This window comes from Curvibacter sp. Hmag1.1, assembly GCF_059769165.1.
In genome coordinates this window covers 3,014,724-3,033,087 of record NZ_JBMBGX010000002.1, presented here as the reverse complement: position 1 = coordinate 3,033,087, position 18,364 = coordinate 3,014,724, and the positions used below count along the sequence as shown (strand labels likewise).

Here is an 18,364-nt window from a genome sequence, read left to right as displayed (position 1 = left end):
GCGATAGCCCAGTGAAGAGTTGGCAGGCCTCAGGCGATAGCGGCATTGCGCTCCAGGGACCAAGTCTGGAACTGCGAGAGCGGCAAGGCCTTGGAGAACAACCAGCCCTGCCCCAGATCGCACCCGGCCTCGCGCAGCAGGGTGGCGGTCATTTCGTCCTCAATGCCTTCCGCCAACACTTTGAGACCCAAGTCGTGCCCCAACTCAATCGACGAGAACACAATCGCCTGCTCTTTGCTGCCGACAGCCAGGTTGTCGATGAAGGACTTGTCAATCTTCATTTCCTGCGCCGGCAATTGCTTGAGGTAAGTGAGTGAAGAAAAGCCGGCGCCGTAATCATCGATCGAGAGTTGCACGCCCAAGGCCATGAAGCTGGCCATGCGGGCCAGGGCGTCCTCTGGGGACTTGAGCAGCACGCTCTCGGTCAGCTCAATGATCACCAGGTGAGGCTCCAATCCGCTGTTCGCCAAATGGCGCTGCACAGTTTGCAGGACCTCGGGTTCATGCAGCGCGTCGGCCGACAGGTTGATGGATACGCTCACCCCGGGCAGGCGGGTCTGCCATGCCGTGCAGTCTGCCAACGCGCGGGCTACCGTCCAGACAGAGAATCGACGCAGCAGTCCGGTGGACTCGATGATGGGGATGAACTTGTCCGGCGGAATCATGCCGTCCTGCGGGTCGTTCCAACGGGCCAGCGCTTCAGCGCCGACCACCCGGCCCGTTTTCAGGTCCAGTTGCGGTTGGTAGTGCAGCATCAGGCGGTTTTGCAGCACCGCTTCGCGCAACTTTTCGTAGAGGTGATTGCGGTCTACAAAGTGGCTGCGCAAAGCCGAGTCAAAGAACTGGTATTCCAAACGGTTGTCCACCGCAAACAGCAGGGCCTGGCCTGCGTTGCGCATCAATTCATCGGCCGAGGCATCGGCATCCAGGCGCTGGGCTGCCACTCCGAAGGCCATTTCGACGTGCACCGCAAACTCCCCCAGGTCTGCGGCGTCGCGCAAGTGGGCAATTGCTTGCAAGGGTCGAACCGCATCGGCACCTACCGTGCGGCTTTGCAAGACGATGCCCAGGGTGTCCTGCCCCACCCGCCCGAGAGCAACAAGCCCTGCCAAGTGCTTTTCCAGCAAGCTTGCCAACTGGCGCAGCGACTCGTCTACCTTCACCGAGCCCACGATGCTCACCAGCTCCGGCACCCGGAAAAAGCGCACATGGGCCACCAACAGGTAGCCCTCATTCCCGGCTTGCAGTTTCAGGCTCTCTTCCAGTTCAGCGGTCAACCCTTGGCTGTTCAAGAGACCGGAAGGCACGTCATGCAGCGCGTTGTGCTGCAGGGCCTCCCAGTGGCGTTTCACTTCGCCGGTGTGAAAACCTACCAGATCCCACAAGTGCGACTGAAAGCGGCTGCGCAAAAGATTGAAATAAGCCGCCGCGACGACGTTGAAAAAATAGGCGATGCCGTAGTAGAAGCAATGCGCATCCAGGTACTTCCAATAACTCCAGTGATTGGAGCTGTAGTACATCAACAAAGGCACCAGCACCGCGTAGGCCACACCCACCAACCAGCCGGTCTTCTGCCCGCGCAAAAAGAACACCAGATAGGGAAACACAAAGGTCCAGTAAGGCGAGTCACCTGACTGTCCGCCGAAGACCACGTTCGAGGCAAAGATCACAAAGCCCGCGAACACCAGCATGTTTTCCGACACCACCGGGGGCGCATTCCGGCTGGTCAGAAAAATGGCTGGGGCCAGTAGCAGCCCCACTTCCAGCAGCTGGACTACGCCCAGCGTGAACAAACGCGGATCAGACATCTGCTGCACATTGCCGATGCCAAAAGCCAGCAAGGTAAGCGTGCCAATGATGGTGAAAATCAGTGTGTTGCTGCGCCGGCTCGCCGCCGGCATGATTTGTTGCTCGCCCACGCCCAGCAGCTGCCACAGTGTCGCGCGCAGGCTCTGCGGCGGCGGTGGCGGGCTCTGCCCTAGCGGCAGCGGGTAGGCATTGGAGTCCATCTTCATCCCTGAACGACGTGTTTTTGTGGTTTCTGCAGAGGCGCGATCCGGTGTTCAAAACTGTCGCGCTGTGCTAACTTACCCCGCCCGCGGCTCCATGTCCACCATCACCGCGGCACTTCAGGGGAGATGCATGACACAAAAACGCTTTCTGGAAGCGATTATTGTCGGTAGCGGCTTTGGCGGCGCGGTGATGTGTTGCCGATTGGCTGCACGATGGCCGGGGGAAGTGATGCTGCTGGAGCGAGGCAAACGCTACCCCAAAGGAAGCTTCGCCCGCAGCCCGCACGACTTCGCCAACAACTTCTGGTCTGAGGCCGAGCCCGGCCGTCCCCGCAAGCTCAACGGACTGTTTGACATCCGTAACTACCACCACATGGACTCGGTGGTCAGTGCAGGCCTGGGCGGCGGCTCGCTGATTTACGCCAATGTGTTCATGCCGGCCCCGGCCTGGGTGTTCGAGAACCGGTGGCCAGCCCAAGTGAATGCAACTGCGCTCGCTCCTTTCTACCGCATCAGCCAAAGCGTGCTGGGCGCCCGTCCTGTGCCGCCTGCCGCAGGAGACCCCAGACGCACCATCAAGCGCACCACCTTGTACGCCGACTTTGCCAAGGCCGACGGCGCCACCAGCCGCCCTGCGGACATCTGTGTGTTCTTTGGCAAAGACTATGCCGCCCAACAAGGCCCCGCGTTGCCCATCGGCGAGCAGGAGCGCAACCGCTTTGGTGCCAGCCAAACGTCTTGCACCTACTGTGGCGAATGCGATGTGGGCTGCAATGTGCATGCCAAAAACACCCTGGACCTGAACTACCTGTTTGCTGCCGAAAAGCAGCATGGCGCGCTGATAGAAACCAGCGCCGAAGCCACCCGCATTACCCCCCTCAACGAAGCCGGGATTGAGGACACCGCGGCCGACGGCCGTCACGGCTACCGTGTGGACTACCGGGACGATGCCGGCAACGCACGCCACGCCCTGACCCGCCGCGTGGTGGTGTCTGCCGGCACCTTGGGCAGCAACGAGCTGCTGCTGCGCTGCCGCGACGAACTAGGTACCCTGCCCCGCCTGAGTCGCAAGCTCGGCCAGGGCTTTTCCGGCAATGGTGACTTCCTGTCTTTTGTGACAGGGGGCGAGCGCGATGCCGACCCCAACTACGGCCCCGTCATCACCCAGTACATCGACTACGGCCTGCAGCAACCGGTAGATGGCAAGCCCGCTTTCCTGCTGGAAGACGCCGCCTACCCCTCATTTGCCGCCTGGTATGTGGAGGGGATTCGCCCTGCGTTGAGCCCGGGCTACATCTTCACCCGCATTGCCAGAACCCTGCGCTTGGCGTGGCGGTTTGCGGTGCAGTCGCTGGGTTCCGGAAAATGGGGCGGTTCAGTGGTGGCCTACTTCCATGCCCTGCTCAAGGGCGACGTGTCGTACCGCAGCAGCGTGCTGCTATTTATGGGGCGCGACGCGGCCGATGGGGTGCTGAGCCTGCGGGGCGGCAAACTGGCACTGGACTGGCCGCAAAGCACCAGCCGCCCGCTGTACGACGCCATCGTGGCCTGCGGCGAGCGATTCAAGCGATTCACCAAAGCCAGGAGCTACATCCCCCAGCCCACCTGGGCCTGGCCGGTGCGCAACAACGTCACCGTGCACCCGCTGGGTGGCTGCGCCTTGGCCGAAGACCCCGCGCACGGCGTCGTCAGCAGTGTTACCGGCAGTCGCGGGCAAGCCTTCGGCTACCGCGGCCTGTATGTAGCGGATGGTTCCATCCTGCCCACCGGCGTGGGCGCCAACCCCAGCGCCACCATTGCCGCATTGGCGGAATGGATTGCAGAAGACATCACCGGCAACATCCCCGACGACACCCTTGGAGTTCCCCATGCCTGAGCAGCACAGCGCGCCGGTCGGTTTCCGGTTTACCGAAGAGATGAAGGGCTTCATCAGCCCCGGCCAGCACACCTGCCAACAGGGTTACGACGAGGGCAAGGCCCAAGGGCTGGCGCTGATGTTCCACCTGACCATCGCCATGGAGGACCTCGACACCTTCATTGCCGACCCGGACCACCAAGCCAAAGCCATCGGCTACCTGGACGGCAGCTTCATCGGCGGGCAGCGTCCGGTACTGGCAGGCGACTTCAACCTGTTTGCCGACAGCGGCGACGCCGACCGCACAACCATGTTGTACCGCCTGCATTTTGAGAACGCGGCCGGTGAACCACTGACCCTGAGCGGGCACAAGGACATACGCAATGACTTTGGCTTCGATGCGTGGTCCGACACCACCACGCTGTATTTGAACATCTATGCGGGCCATATGGATGCGCAGGCGGAAGGCGCTGCAACGCTGCTGGCCAGTGGCATTTTGCACATAGCGGTGCGCGACTTTCTGCACCAGCTCACCACCTTCCGCGCCGATGCTCCCACCCTTTCCGGCAAGGTGGACGCTATCCAGCGTTTCGGCAGGCTGTTCATGGGCAAGCTCTGGGAGACGCACGGACTGCCACGCCGCCATGGCCGGGAACCGCGCATACGCACCATCCCCCTGCACAGCCTGGAAGGCGTGAAAGACGCAGAGGTCAGTACCCACTACGCCAGCACCGGCGATGGTCTGGGCATCAGCCTGCTGCGCTTCCAGCGCGCGCCTTGCAAGGACGTAGTGCTGCTGGTGCCGGGGCTGACAGCGTCCAGCGACATGTTCATCATGCCCGAGCACCGCAACCTGACTCAGGTGCTGCTGGACGAAGGCTTTACCGATGTATGGACGCTGGACGGGCGCATCAGCAAGCGCCAGCCCTACAACCACACACGCCACCGCTTCACCGTAGACGACGTGGCGCTTTACGACAACCCTGCCGCACTCGACGTAGTGCGTCGTGCCGTGGGACCGGAGGCGCGCATCCACATCATCAGCCACTGCCTGGGCGCGCTGTCGGTGGCCATGAGCCTGTTTGGCAAGGCTATTCAGGGTGTGCGCAGCGTCATCGTGAATGGCGTAGCGCTCACGCCCAAGGTGGGCACCTTTGCCAAAGCCAAGCTGGCGGTGGGCCCGTTTCTGGCGGAGTCGGTATTGGGGGTGGACTACCTCAACCCCGAGTGGAATCAGCAGGCCGGCATCTCGCCGGGCAAGCTCCTGGCAAAAGGGGTGTCATTCATGCACCGCGAATGCGATGTGCCCGAGTGCCACATGACCAGCTTCATGTGGGGCTACGGCTACCCGGTACTCTTCCGTCATGAGAACCTGCACGAAATCACCCACCGCCGCACCGGAGATCTGTTTGGCGGCAGCGGGGTGCACTACTACCGCCACATCCGCAAAATGGTGGGTGCCGACAATAGCGCAGTGAAGTTTGACCCCAAAGATGTGCGCTATCGCCACCTGCCCGACAACTACCTGCAGGACGCCGCCGACATCACCACCCCCATGCTCTTGGTGGCAGGCCAGGAGAACGCCCTCTTCCTCGACTCCAATGTGCTGTGCCACGAACGGCTGGAGCAAGTGGCGCCGGGGCGGCACCAGCTCGCCGTCATCCCCGGTTACGGACATGCGGACGTGATCATCGGCAAGAACGCCGCGCAGGATGTGTTCCCGCGCTTTGTGGAGTTCTTGAAGCAGAACGCCCACTGAAATTACAGCGGGCTGGGCGCCCTATTCGATCTTCAGGTTCTGGGTGCGCACCACGTCGCGCCAGGCTTGGTAATCCGCTTCGATGAAGCGGGTCTGCGCAGCGGGGGTGCCGGGCATGGCGTCTACCGCATCCACTTTGAAGCGGGCTTGCACCTCGGGCAGGGCGACCACCTTGTTCAGGGCCGTGTTGAGTTTCTCAATCACCGCCGCCGGAGTTCCTGCAGGTTCAGCCAAGGCAAAGAAGTTCTGCACATCAAAGCCCTTGAAACCGGCCTCCGTCATGCTGGGCACCTCGGGCATGGCGCTGGAGCGTTTGGCACTGGTCACCGCCAGCGGTTTGACGCGGCCGTCTTTGATCATGGGCAAGAGGGCGGGAATGGTGCCGGTCACCAATTGCACCTGACCCGAAATCATGTCCATGGTGGCAGGCGCGACACCTCGATAAGGAATGTGGGTGATGAAAGTACCGGTGCGTGCCTTAAGCAATTCCAGCACCAGATGGTTCACGCCGCCCGCGCCGGCAGAACCGTAGTTCAGCGCGCCGGGCTGGGCTTTGGCCTTGGCAACCAGGTCCTGCATGGAAGCGATGCCGGTCTGCGGCGTGGTGGCCCAGACCAGGGGGCCGCTGGCGATCATGCCGACTGGCGTAAAGCTCTTGATCGGGTCATAGCCCGCTGTGGGCAAGGAGGCGGCCACCGTCGTGAACGGAGAGGCCACCAGCAGCAAGGTGTAGCCGTCTGCAGGCTGCTGCGCCACGTACTGGGTACCGATCGCGCCAGAAGCACCGGTGCGGTTTTCCACCACAAAGCTTCCGCCCATCACTTCCCCCAGCTTCTGGGCCATCAGGCGGCCCATGGCGTCTGTGCCCGCACCGGGCGCAAAGGGCACCACAATTTTGACCGGCTTGTCGGGGAAGCCACCTTGCGCGAACGCTTGGACTTGGAAGAGTCCGGTACAAAGCATAGTCACCAGGCTGATACGACGAGAGATCGGTGTGTTATTCATGGCTCGAATCAAGTAAAGCGTGTGGGCAAACCCGCAACTGTGCACGTCCAGGATTGCAGGGAAATGACAATGCCTGCTACCCATGAAAAAAGCCTGCAACCCATTCGGGCTGCAGGCTTCATCATTTGGCGGAGAAGGTGGGATTCGAACCCACGGTAGGGTCGCCCCTACGCTTGATTTCGAGTCAAGTACATTCGACCACTCTGCCACTTCTCCTGAATTCGCATCGGTCGAAACGAAGCCGCGATTCTAGCAGGCTCCGCCAACCGACCACTGCTTCAGGCCTTGAGCACTTCCACACCGCCCATGTAGGGGCGCAGCACTTCAGGCACGGTGATGCTGCCGTCGGCGTTCTGGTGGTTTTCCAGCACGGCCACCAGCGCGCGGCCCACGGCCAGGCCGGAACCGTTCAGGGTGTGCACCAGTTCGTTTTTGCCCTGTGCGTTCTTGAAGCGGGCTTGCAAGCGGCGGGCCTGGAAGGCCTCGCAGTTGGAGACCGAGCTGATTTCGCGGTAGGTGTTTTGTGCGGGCAGCCAGACTTCAAGGTCATAGGTCTTGGCAGCGCCAAAGCCCATGTCGCCGGTGCACAAGCTCATCACGCGGTAGGGCAAGCCCAGCTTTTGCAGGATGGCCTCGGCATGACGGGTCATGTCTTCGAGCGCTTCGTAGCTCTTCTCAGGGTGCACGATTTGCACCATCTCCACCTTGTCGAACTGGTGCTGGCGGATCAAACCACGGATATCGCGACCGCCGCTGCCCGCTTCAGACCGGAAGCAGGGGGTGTGCGCAGTCAGCTTGATGGGCAGGTCGCTCTCGGCAGACACCACATCGCGCACAAAGTTGGTCAAAGGCACTTCGCTGGTAGGGATCAGGTAGAGCGCGGTGTTGTCATCGCCGCCGTCCTGACCGCCCTTTTTGGCAGCGAACAGGTCCTCTTCAAACTTGGGCAACTGGCCGGTACCGCGCAGGCTGTCGCCGTTGACGATGTAGGGCGTGTAGCACTCGGTATAGCCGTGTTCGCCGGTCTGTGTGTCGAGCATGAACTGCGCGAGTGCGCGGTGCAGGCGGGCGATCTGGCCCTTCATCACGGTGAAGCGCGAGCCGGTGAGCTTGACGCCCATTTCAAAGTCCAGACCCAACGGCTGGCCGAGATCCACATGGTCTTTGACTTCAAAGTCGAAGGACTTGGGTGTTCCCCAGGTGCGGGCTACTACATTGCCGGATTCATCTGCTCCCATGGGCACGCTTTCGTGCGGCAGGTTGGGTACAGCCAGCAGCATTTTTTCCATCTCGGCCTGAATGGCATCCAAACGAGTGGCAGAGGCTTCCAGCTCAGCTTTCAGGGTGCCGACTTCGGCCATGGCGGCGTCAGCTTCTGCATGTTGGCCCTTGCCTTTGAGCATGCCGATCTGCTTGCTCACGCTGTTGCGCTTGGCCTGCATTTCCTCGGTGCGCATCTGGATAGTTTTGCGCTCGGCTTCCAGCGCCTTGAAAGCGTCCACATTCAGAAAGGCCTGGGGGTTCTTGCGGGTCAGCAGGCGGGCAACCACCGAGTCCAGGTCTTTACGCAGCAGGGTAATGTCTAACATGGTATTTCTATCTTCTTTATCAATTCAGGCTCTAGCGCCCTATTCTATTGCGCGAGCAGCTATGTTTTTCATAGCGACCCGCACTGTGCTCATGCGTCCAGCTTCAGGCCCTTGGGCAGCGGGAACTTCACGGTTTCTTCAATGCCGTCCATCTTGCGCACCGACACGGCGCCCAGCGCCTTGATGCGGTCAATCACGGCCTTCACCAGAATCTCGGGGGCGCTGGCGCCAGCGGTCAGACCGACACGGGAGCGGCCTTCAAACCACTCCGGCTTGAGCTCATCGGCGTTGTCCACCATGTAGCTCTCGGTGCCCAGTTTTTTGGCCACTTCGCGCAAACGATTGCTGTTGGAGCTGGTAGGGCTACCCACCACGATGACGATGTCCACCTGCGGGCTCATCACCTTGACTGCATCCTGGCGGTTCTGGGTGGCGTAGCAAATATCTTGCATCTTGGGCTTCTTGATCAGCGGGAAGCGGGCCACCACCGCGGCGGTAATGTCCGCCGCATCGTCCACACTCAGCGTGGTTTGGGTCACCACCGCCAGCTTGTCGGTCTGGCCGGGCTGGATGCGCGCCACATCGGCCACGTCCTCCACCAGATGAATGCCGCTCTCCAGCTGACCCATGGTGCCTTCCACCTCGGGGTGGCCCTTGTGGCCGATCATGATGAACTCATAACCTTCCTTGTGCAGCTTGGCCACTTCCACGTGCACTTTGGTCACCAGCGGACAGGTGGCGTCAAAAATCTGGAAGCCCCGGCGCTCCGCCTCGCGCTGGATGGCCTGGCTCACCCCGTGGGCCGAGAACACCAGCGTGGCGCCCGGGGGCACATCGTCCAGCTCTTCGATAAAGATGGCGCCGCGCTCTTTGAGGTCGTTCACCACATAGGTGTTGTGCACGATCTCGTGACGCACGTAGATAGGGCGGCCGAACTTGGCCAAGGCCTTTTCCACAATCTCGATGGCGCGGTCTACGCCGGCACAAAAGCCACGTGGCTCGGCCAGCAAAATTTCCTGGGGCATGGCAGGCGTTGTCATAGCACCCCGATCAGCTGCACTTCAAACGTGACCGGCTGACCAGCCAGCGGGTGGTTGAAGTCGAACAACACCGCGCGCTCTGCGCCTTCGCCCCGCAATTGCAGCACCACACCGGCAAACTGGCCTTGGCCATCGGGCGTGGGGAACTGCACCACATCGCCCACGTTGTAGGTCTCCAGCGGGTCGCCCATCTGGGTCAGCACCTTGCGGGCCAGCCACTGCTGCATGTCGGAGTTGCGCTCGCCAAAAGCGGCCCCTGCGGGCAACTCAAACGTGGCGCGGGCGCCCTCTTCCATGTCCATCAAACAGGCTTCAACGGCGGGGGAGAGTTCGCCGGTGCCCAGACTCAGGGTGGCGGGCTTGCCGTCGAAGGTGTTGATGATGTCCCCGGCGGGTCCGCCCAGACGGTAATGCAAGGTGAGAAAGGAGCCCGGCTGAACCCGGGGAAGCGTGCTGGTCATAAAAGTCCCGATAAACTGCCCTCTATTGTAGAAAGCCAGGCCTGATGACCCCATCCGGCACTGGTTTGGCCCTGAATTCACACTTGCACAGCCTCTGCTGCCATGCCCCTCAAAGACCTCCCTCTGGAAGCCCAACCGCGCGAGAAGTTGCTTGCGCGCGGCGCCGGAGCGCTGAGCGATGCGGAGTTGCTGGCCATTTTGTTGCGTACCGGCATTGCGGGCAAAGGGGTGTTGCAAATGGCTGAAGAGCTGTTGCAACTCAAAAATGATAGCGCTTCACGCACAGTTGACGGTCGCCAGGGCGGGTTTGGAGGCATAGCCGGCTTGCTGCATGCCACTGCCGACGACCTCAAGCACGTCAAAGGGCTGGGGCCTGCCAAGCGGGCCGAGATTGTGGCGGTGCTCGAACTCGCGCGCCGCGCCATGGCCCAACGTCTGCAAGAGCGCGAGGTGTTTGCCGACCCGCAGGCCGTCAAGCACTACCTGCAGCTGCACCTGGCCGCCAAAGGGCATGAAGTGTTTGCGGTGCTGTTTCTCGACAGCCAGAACAAGTTACTGGCCATGGAAGAGCTGTTTCGCGGCACGCTCACGCAAACCAGTGTGTACCCGCGTGAGGTCGTTATCCGCGCGCTGCACCACGGTGCGGCCGCCGTCGTGCTGGCCCACAACCACCCCAGCGGCAGTGTGCAGCCCAGCCGTGCCGATGAGGCGCTGACGCAAACCCTTAAGGCCGCACTCGCACTGGTGGATGTGCGGGTGCTGGACCACATCATCGTAGGCCCCGGCCAGGCACTGTCCATGGCCGAGACCGGACTCATTTAAAGGGCCATCATGAAGATCAACGCCCTTTCCGACCTGAAGCTGGTCAAAAAAGAAATCGAAGCCCAAGCCGCACGCGAAGCTGCGCTGGCCGCCCACAAGGCGCTGGAGGCCAAACGCAAAGCCGCCGCCAGCAACCTGTTTCAGGCGGCCATCGGCAAAGTGAAACCGCTGGAGCCGCCACAACGCGCCAAGCTGACGCCGGAGCCCCCCCAAGCCCATTCCCAAGCAGCAAATGCTGGATGACGCGGCGGCGCTGCAAGAAGCGCTGAGTGACGAGGTCGACGTGACCACCCTTCTCGACACCGACGAGCACTTGAGCTTTCGCCGCCCCGGCGTGGGCACCGATGTGACGCAAAAGCTGCGCAAAGGCAAGTGGAGCATCCAGAAACAGATCGACCTGCACGGATACCGCAGTGACGAAGCGCGTGAAGCACTCAGCGCATTCATCCGCGACGCACACCGCAACGGCATACGCTGCGTGCGCGTGGTCCACGGCAAGGGCTTGGGCTCACCCGGCAAGGCCCCGGTGCTCAAGGAAAAAGTGCACAAGTGGCTGGTGCAAAAAAGCGAAGTGGTGGCCTTTGTGCAGGCGCAGCCCGCACAGGGCGGCGCGGGCGCGCTGGTGGTGCTGTTGCAGCCCCAGAACCGCGCTTGAACTGACAGTCGCTCAGTCCCCCGCGCGGGGCATACCGCACACCAAAGCGCCGCTGTCGTTGTGCGCCAAGGCCAGCCCGTCTTTGGCCACGGAGACTTCCATGTCGCGTGGCAGCTTGACGCCGTTTTTGACCGCCAAAATCTCGGCCATCACGCTCACGGCAATCTCGGGTGGCGTTTTGCTGCCGATGTAAATGCCAATCGGGCCGCGCAGACGGGCCAGGGTTTCGGGTGTCTGGTCCAGATGCTCGACCATGCGTTGGTGGCGCGCCTGGTTATTGCGGCGGGAGCCGATGGCGCCAATGTAAAAAGCTTCTGACTTCAAGGCTTCCAACAGCGCCAAATCGTCCAGCTTGGGGTCGTGCGTCAACGCAATGACGCAGCTGCGGCGATCGGGTTGGAAGGCGGTGACCACGTCATCGGGCATGTCACTCACCACGGTGACACCGGGCACCGCCCATGCGCCGCGGTACTCCTCGCGCGGGTCGCACACCGTCACAGCAAATCCGTTGAACAAGGCCATGGTGGCCACGTATTCACTGAGCTGGCCCGCGCCGATCATGAGCATGCGGTATTCAGGCCCGAAGGTGTTGACCAGCTCCGTCGCGCTGACGCTCAGATCCGCGGGCTCGGTACTGGCCTGCAAGCTTGCCGCCCCATCGGCCAGGCGCACACTGCGACGCACCAGTTGACCCCGTGACAACTGCTCCACCAATGCCTGCAAAGAGGCTGCATCAGGGTCGAACTCCAGCAGTAGCTCAAGCGTACCGCCACATGGCAGACCGAAGCGGTGAGCCTCGTCCGCCGTGATGCCGTACTTGACGAACTGCGGCGGTCCACTCGGAATTTGCTGCGCATGCGCGGCCTCGCTGGAGGCCGGCGCCGTGTAGGCGCGGGTGAAGCGGTAAATCAGGTCGTCCTCAATGCAGCCACCCGACACCGAGCCCACCACCGCACCGTCTTCGCACAAGGCCATGATGGAGCCCACCGGCCTGGGCGATGAGCCCCAGGTGCGCACCACCGTGGCCAGCAGCGCATGGCGCCCGGCACGCCGCCAGTCCAGCAGGGTGCGCAGCACCACCACATCGAGGTTTTCCATGCCCGGCTACCCGCTCAACGGAACAAGGCAATGGCCGCAATCACCACCACAGCAGCGCCCAAGGCCCACACCCAGGTGGGCATGCCGCCTGAGGCTTCAGCGCCGGCAGCCTCGGTGGGCGCTCCACCACCGGCCAGGGAATCGGCCACCGCCTGCGCGGCGTAAGCGCCGGGGTGTTGTTTCTGCATCTCGTCGTCAAAACGCTTGAAGAAATCTTCGGCCATGGATTTGGCCACGCCGTCGATCAGGCGCTGCCCCATCTGGGCGATCTTGCCGCCCACCGAGGCTTGCACGTTGTAGCTGAGCTCACAGCCGCGGTCATTGGGCGTGAGCTGCACTTTGGCATTCCCCTTGCCGAAACCGGCCGGGCCACCCTGCCCTTCAAAGCTGATGGTGTAGCTGTTCGGAGGCGCGATGTCCGACAGAGTGATCTTGCCGGTGAACTTGGCAGCGACCGGCCCGATTTTGAGTGCCATGCCGATGCTGAACTGGTTCTCACCGCTGGCTTCGACCTTGTCGCAGCCGGGGATGCAGGTCTTGAGCACCGCAGGGTCGTTGAGCGCGTCCCACGCTTGTTGCTGGGTAATGGCGAGTTGGCGGCTGCCTTGCATGTCCATGATGGTCTTCCTTCTTCAAAGTGGTGATTCGGGTCAGCGCCGCAGAATGCCGGCCACGCTGGCGGCCAGGTCTTCCAGCTTGCTGAGGTTGTGCACGGCCAGCATGCCGTGCGCGTAGCGGTTCAAAACGGCGGCCCCTTGTGCCAACGGCGCGTAACCGTCAAAGCGCAGCAAGGGGTTGAGCCAGAGCAGCCGGCCACTGCGGCGGCGCAGCTTGTCGAGCTCGTGGGCCAGGGCTTCAGGTTCGCCGGTATCCAGCCCGTCGGTGATGATGAGCACCAGCGTGCGGCGCCCCACCAGCTTGCGCTGGTGCAGGGCATTCAGTGTGGCCAGGCAGTTGCCCAGCTGGGTGCCACCGGCAAAGTCCTCAATATGGGCGCTCGCCTGGGCCAGCATGGCGTCGGTGTCTGCCTGCGCGAACGCTGCATTGAGGTCAGTAAGCCGGTTGCCAAAGGCAAATACATGGCGTTGCAAGCGCACCGCACCGCCCAAGGCTTGGCGACTGGTGGCAGCGTGCAAAAAGGCCAACAGCAGTCGCGCATAACGCTCCATGGAGCCGGAGACATCCACCAATATCAGCAAAGGCACCGGCTGCTGCACCCGCTGCATGCGTGGCAGGTGCATGGGCTCGCCACCGGTGCGCACTGCGGCTTGCAACACGCCCGTCCAGCGCAGCTGTCGGCCGTGGGCGCCGGGTTTGTGCCTGCGGCTGGCAAAGGTGGGCAGAGGCAGACGGATATCGCGTGCCAGGCGCTCTACCAACCGGTACTCGCTGGCGCCCAGGGCATTGAAATCAGCATGCTTGAGGCGCTGCAGCTGGCTGGCCGTCATGGCGGCGTCAAAGTCCACCTTGTCGTCTTCCGGCTTGGGCTGTACTGGCTTGCCGAAGGCGTGCTGGGGTGAGAGTGCCTCGCGCACGCGGGGGCGGCGCTTGCTGGGTTCCGCCTTGCCCTCGGCGCTGGGCAGGAGCTGCGACAGCAGCTTGTGCGCCATGTTGGGGTTGCGAAAAAACGCTTCAAACAACTCGCGGTAGACCACTCTGTCCTGCTCGCGGCTGATGAGCACGGCTTCCAGTGCGGCGCTCAGGTCTTCGCGGTGCTCCAGCCCCACGGTGAGGGCTGCCTCGGTAGCCAGGGCGATGCGGGCTGGGTCTACACGCACACCGGCACGGCGCAGCGTGCGGCCGAACGCTGCGAGGTTGTCGCTGAACTTGCCAAGGCGCGCGTCACCGAGTTGCATGCTTCAACCCTCGTCCCCTTCTACAGGTGCGAGCAGCTGGTTGGCCAACTGGTGGTTGAGCGCAGATACATCATCGCGCTGCTTGAAAAGAATGCCCGCGGTGTCGGTCAGCAGTTCGGGGTCCAGCACCAAAGTGTCCAGCGCCAGCAGGGCCTTGGCCCACTCCACGCTTTCGGCGATGCCGGGTGCGCGCTGGAAACTGCTCACAAAGGGCTGGCTGCGCAGCCGGCTCACCACGTCTGCCACCTGCGCAGTCAGTGCGTCAGATGCCTCGGGCACTTGTGCGCGGATAATGTCTAGCTCGCGCTCCCTCGCAGGGTAGTCCAGCCAGTGGTACAGACAGCGGCGCTTGACCGCATCGTTAAGTTCGCGCGTGCGGTTGCTGGTCAAAATGGTGACCGGCGTCACTTGTGCCTTGACCGTGCCCATCTCGGGAATGCTGACCTGGTATTCGCCCAGGTATTCCAGCAAGAAGGCTTCGAAGGGTTCGTCAGCGCGGTCCACCTCGTCGATCAAGAGCACCGCACCCGGCGCCGGGGCCTGCAAGGCTTGCAGCAGGGGGCGACGGATCAGGTAGCGGTCTTGGTAGACCTCGCGCTCAATGCGTTCCGTATCGAGCGCGTTGTCAGATTGCTGTGCCGCACGCATGTGCAGCAGCTGGGCGGCGTAGTTCCATTCGTACAGGGCTTCGCGTTGTTCGAGGCCGTCGTAGCATTGCAGGCGGATCAAGGCGCGCTGCAAGGCTGTTGCCAAGGCCTTGGCCAACTCGGTTTTGCCCACGCCGGGCTCGCCCTCAAGCAACAAGGGGCGCTGCAGCTTGAGCGCCAGAAATACGGCTGTCGCCAGGCGCCGGTCCGCGAAGTAGCCGCAGGATTGCAAGGCGGTGATCAGGGCGTCGACCGTTGGAAACACCATCATGGACACTTTCTTGCTATGTTTTCAGGAGCTGCTCGCGCATATTCCATGAGCGCTGGAGTTAAAAAAGCCCCGCATCCACAAGAATGCGGGGCTTGTGCACTGCGGGGCCTCAGCCCAGAAGCTTGGCCACCGCGCGCTGGGTTTGCACGCTGATCAGGTTGGCCCGGTAGGCGGCGGTTGCGTGAATGTCGGCGTTGAGCTCACTCGCGTCGATCTTCACGGCAGCCGCAGAGGCCACGGTAAAACTCTGGTTGAGCGCGGCCTCCAGCCCTGCGTGGCGGAACACGCACTGGCCGGCACCGGTCACCGCAACCCGCACACCGCTATCGGTTTGCGCCACATACACGCCCACCAACGCAAAGCGCGAGGCCGGCTGGTTGAACTTCATGTACACGCTGCGTTTGGGGATGGGGAAACTGATCGCGGTAATGAGCTCGCCTTCGTCCAGCGCGGTAGTGAACATGCCGACAAAGAAGTCATCTGCCGCAATCTTGCGCTTGTTGGTGTGGATGGTGGCACCCAGCGCCAGCACAGCGCTGGGGTAGCAGGCTGCAGGGTCGCTATTGGCCACGGAGCCGCCCATGGTGCCCATGGCCCGGACCTGCTTGTCACCGATGTGGGCGGCCAGGTCTGCCAAGCCGGGAATGGCGGCTTTGACCTCGGCGCTGTTGGCCACATCGAGGTGGCGGGTCATGGCACCGATGACGATGGCATTGCCCTCGCGCTTGATGCCGACCAGCTCCTTGATGCCAGACAAGTCGGCCACAGCGCCGGGTTGCGACAAGCGCAGCTTCATGGAAGCCAACATGGTTTGCCCTCCGGCCAGCACCTTGGTGCCGCCAGCGGCCAATGCAGCCGCTTCCTGCACGGTGGAGGGACGCTCTAGAGTGAATGCGTACATGGTCTGGTTCTCCTGTGCTTAAGCCTTGGCCGACTGAATGGCTTCCCACACGCGGTGGGGGGAGGCCGGCATGTCAAAGTCTTTGACGCCCACTTCGCGCAGTGCATCGAGCACCGCGTTGATAACCGCCGGCGGCGAGCCGATGGCGCCAGCCTCGCCGCAGCCCTTGGTGCCCAAGGGGTTGTGGGTGCAAGGGGTGCAGATGTTGTCGATCTTGAACTCTGGGAAATCGTCTGCCCGGGGCATGGTGTAGCCCATGAAGGAGCCGGTCAGCAGCTGGCCCGTTTCCTTGTCGTACACACAGTTTTCCAGCAGCGCCTGGCCGATGCCCTGCACCAGACCACCGTGTACCTGGCCTTCCACAATCATCGGGTTGATGATGGTGCCAAAGTCATCCACTGCCGTGAACTTGTCCACGCGGGTCTTGCCGGTCATGGGATCGATTTCGACCTCGCAGATATAAGTGCCGCTAGGGAAGGTGAAGTTGGTGGGGTCGTAGAACGCGGTTTCGTTCAGGCCGGGCTCCAGCTTGTCCAGCGGGTAGTTGTGGGGCACGTAGGCAGTAAGCGCCACCTGGCCGAAGGTCACCTTTTTGTCGGTGCCCTTGACGGTGAACTCGCCATTGGCGAACTCCACATCGGCGTCGCTGGCTTCCATCAAGTGGGCCGCAATTTTCTTGGCCTTGGTCTCTATTTTGTCCAACGCCTTCATGATGGCCGCACCACCCACCGAGATGGAGCGCGAGCCATAGGTGCCCATGCCGAACGGCACGCGGCCGGTGTCACCGTGCACGATATCCACCGCGTCTACGGCAATACCCAGGCGCGCTGCTACCACCTGCGCGAAAGTGGTTTCGTGCCCCTGCCCGTGGCTGTGGGAGCCGGTAAACACGGTCACGCTGCCGGTGGGGTGCACACGCACTTCGCCGCACTCAAACAAGCCGGCACGGGCGCCCAAGGCTCCTGCGATATTGCTGGGTGCGAGGCCGCAGGCTTCGATGTAGCTGGAGTAGCCGATGCCGCGCAGCATGCCCTTGGCCTTGCTGGCTGCCTTGCGGGCCTCAAAACCGGCGGTGTCGCCCAACGCTTGCGCCTTGGTCATGCAGCCCAGGTAGTCGCCGGCGTCATAGGTCAGAGCGACCGGGGTCTGGTAAGGCCAGCTGTTGATGAAGTTGCGCTTGCGGATCTCTTCCTGGGACAGGCCCAACTCCCAGCCGCAGCGGGTCACCAGGCGCTCCAGCAGGTAGGTCGCCTCGGGGCGGCCTGCGCCGCGATAAGCGTCGACCGGTGCGGTGTTGGTGAACCAGGCGTCTACCTCCACATGGATGAGCGGGCAGGTGTACTGGCCGGCCAGCAACGTGGCATAGAGGATGGTGGGCACCGCGGTCGAGAAGGTCGACAAATAGGCGCCCAGGTTGGCGTCGGTGTGCACCCGCATGGCGAGGAACTTGCCATCCTTGTCCATCGCCATTTCAGCGTGGCTTACGTGGTCACGGCCGTGCGCATCGGTCAGGAAAGATTCGCTGCGCTCGCAAGTCCACTTGATGCTGCGGTTGATTTGCTTGGAGGCCCAAGTCAAGGCCACGTCTTCGGCATACAGATAGATCTTGGAGCCGAAGCCGCCCCCCACATCGGGCGCAATCACGCGCACCTTGTGCTCGGGCAGACCCAGCACAAAGGCAGTCATCAGCAGACGCTCGACGTGCGGGTTCTGGTTGGCCACATGCAAAACATATTCTTCAGTGGCGCGGTTGTAGCTGCCGATGGCCGCACGCGGCTCCATGGCATTGGGCACCAGGCGGTTGTTGGTCAGGTCCAGCTTGGTGATATGGGCTGCGGTGGCAAAGGCGGCATCCACAGCTGCTTTGTCGCCCAGGCCCCATTTGTAGCAATGGTTGTTGGGTGCCTGCTCGTGCAATTGCGGGCCGGTAGCGGCATCGCGCACGTCCACAACGGCGGGCAACGGGTCGTAATCCACCACCACGGCTTCGGCAGCATTTTTGGCTTGCTCAAGGGTCTCGGCAATCACCATGGCCACCTGGTCGCCCACGTGGCGGGCTTTGCCCAGCGCCAGTACCGGGTGGGGTGGCTCTTTCATGGGTTGGCCGTCCACATCGGTAATCAGCCAGCCGCAGGGCAGACCGCCCATCTTGCCTTCTAGGTCCTTGCCGATAAACACTTCCACCACGCCGGGCATGGCTTTGGCGGCCGCCACGTCGATGCTGTTGATGTTGGCATGGGCATGCGGGCTGCGCACAAAAACCGCATAGGTCTGGCGCTCCATGGTGATGTCGTCGGTGTACTGGCCGGCACCTGTCAGGAAGCGGTAGTCCTCCTTGCGGCGGACGGACTCACCAATATGCGGAAGCTTGGAAAAATCTGATGCACCCATGG

General features: G+C 62.4%; 14 protein-coding genes, 1 tRNA gene and 1 pseudogene. 4 read left to right on the top strand and 12 right to left on the bottom strand.

The features are described from left to right. Nucleotides 1-29 precede the first annotated feature (29 nt). Nucleotides 30-2,009 carry a putative bifunctional diguanylate cyclase/phosphodiesterase gene (locus ACOAP0_RS15030; protein WP_498377056.1) on the bottom strand — a complete coding sequence of 660 codons (1,980 nt, stop codon included), beginning with the start codon at nucleotides 2,007-2,009 and terminating at the stop codon, nucleotides 30-32. 133 nt (nucleotides 2,010-2,142) lie between these two features. Between ACOAP0_RS15030 and ACOAP0_RS15025 the strand changes: the two genes are divergently transcribed. Both ACOAP0_RS15025 and ACOAP0_RS15020 read left to right on the top strand, forming a co-directional pair. Next, complete coding sequence (locus ACOAP0_RS15025) at nucleotides 2,143-3,888, top strand: GMC oxidoreductase (RefSeq protein ID WP_498377055.1); 1,746 nt, start codon at nucleotides 2,143-2,145, stop codon at nucleotides 3,886-3,888. Next, nucleotides 3,881-5,626, top strand: a complete 1,746-nt coding sequence (locus tag ACOAP0_RS15020) for an alpha/beta fold hydrolase (RefSeq protein WP_498377054.1) — start codon at nucleotides 3,881-3,883, stop codon at nucleotides 5,624-5,626. Before ACOAP0_RS15025 ends, ACOAP0_RS15020 begins: the two co-directional genes overlap by 8 nt. Before the next feature lie 21 nt (nucleotides 5,627-5,647). Here the strand turns inward: ACOAP0_RS15020 and ACOAP0_RS15015 are convergent, their stop codons facing one another. The 5 genes from ACOAP0_RS15015 to ACOAP0_RS14995 form a co-directional block, all read right to left on the bottom strand. Next, on the bottom strand, nucleotides 5,648-6,631 hold the full coding sequence (locus ACOAP0_RS15015) for a tripartite tricarboxylate transporter substrate binding protein (protein ID WP_498377053.1): 984 nt from the start codon (nucleotides 6,629-6,631) through the stop codon (nucleotides 5,648-5,650). A 126-nt stretch (nucleotides 6,632-6,757) separates the two neighbouring features. Next, a tRNA-Ser gene (locus ACOAP0_RS15010) sits at nucleotides 6,758-6,847 on the bottom strand. A 62-nt stretch (nucleotides 6,848-6,909) separates the two neighbouring features. Continuing rightward, a complete protein-coding gene (gene serS, locus ACOAP0_RS15005; protein WP_498377052.1) occupies nucleotides 6,910-8,220 on the bottom strand; it encodes a serine--tRNA ligase in 1,311 nt (436 codons plus the stop codon). Nucleotides 8,221-8,309: 89 nt separating this feature from the next. Continuing rightward, a complete protein-coding gene (ispH, locus tag ACOAP0_RS15000; RefSeq protein ID WP_087497410.1) occupies nucleotides 8,310-9,245 on the bottom strand; it encodes a 4-hydroxy-3-methylbut-2-enyl diphosphate reductase in 936 nt (311 codons plus the stop codon). Between the two features lie 11 nt (nucleotides 9,246-9,256). Continuing rightward, nucleotides 9,257-9,721, bottom strand: coding sequence for an FKBP-type peptidyl-prolyl cis-trans isomerase (locus tag ACOAP0_RS14995; protein ID WP_498377051.1), 465 nt, complete (start codon nucleotides 9,719-9,721; stop codon nucleotides 9,257-9,259). A gap of 102 nt (nucleotides 9,722-9,823) precedes the next feature. Here ACOAP0_RS14995 and radC point away from each other — a divergent pair, with 102 nt between their 5' ends. After that, on the top strand, nucleotides 9,824-10,543 hold the full coding sequence (radC, locus tag ACOAP0_RS14990) for a RadC family protein (protein WP_498377050.1): 720 nt from the start codon (nucleotides 9,824-9,826) through the stop codon (nucleotides 10,541-10,543). 9 nt (nucleotides 10,544-10,552) lie between these two features. Continuing rightward, nucleotides 10,553-11,198, top strand: a pseudogene (locus ACOAP0_RS14985) (Smr/MutS family protein). 12 nt (nucleotides 11,199-11,210) lie between these two features. Here ACOAP0_RS14985 and ACOAP0_RS14980 read toward each other — a convergent pair. From ACOAP0_RS14980 to ACOAP0_RS14955, 6 genes are all read right to left on the bottom strand, one after another. Continuing rightward, nucleotides 11,211-12,296, bottom strand: coding sequence for an XdhC family protein (locus tag ACOAP0_RS14980; protein ID WP_498377049.1), 1,086 nt, complete (start codon nucleotides 12,294-12,296; stop codon nucleotides 11,211-11,213). Between the two features lie 14 nt (nucleotides 12,297-12,310). Further along, complete coding sequence (locus ACOAP0_RS14975) at nucleotides 12,311-12,913, bottom strand: SRPBCC family protein (RefSeq protein WP_498377048.1); 603 nt, start codon at nucleotides 12,911-12,913, stop codon at nucleotides 12,311-12,313. Nucleotides 12,914-12,946: 33 nt separating this feature from the next. Continuing rightward, entirely contained in the window at nucleotides 12,947-14,152 is a 1,206-nt protein-coding gene (locus tag ACOAP0_RS14970) for a vWA domain-containing protein (RefSeq protein WP_498377046.1), read from the bottom strand. A gap of 3 nt (nucleotides 14,153-14,155) precedes the next feature. Then, nucleotides 14,156-15,067, bottom strand: a complete 912-nt coding sequence (locus ACOAP0_RS14965) for an AAA family ATPase (protein ID WP_498377789.1) — start codon at nucleotides 15,065-15,067, stop codon at nucleotides 14,156-14,158. A gap of 112 nt (nucleotides 15,068-15,179) precedes the next feature. After that, entirely contained in the window at nucleotides 15,180-15,971 is a 792-nt protein-coding gene (locus tag ACOAP0_RS14960; RefSeq protein WP_498377045.1) for an FAD binding domain-containing protein, read from the bottom strand. A gap of 18 nt (nucleotides 15,972-15,989) precedes the next feature. Then, nucleotides 15,990-18,362 (bottom strand): xanthine dehydrogenase family protein molybdopterin-binding subunit, encoded by a 2,373-nt coding sequence (locus tag ACOAP0_RS14955; RefSeq protein WP_498391452.1) that lies wholly within the window; start codon nucleotides 18,360-18,362, stop codon nucleotides 15,990-15,992. Nucleotides 18,363-18,364 lie beyond the last annotated feature (2 nt).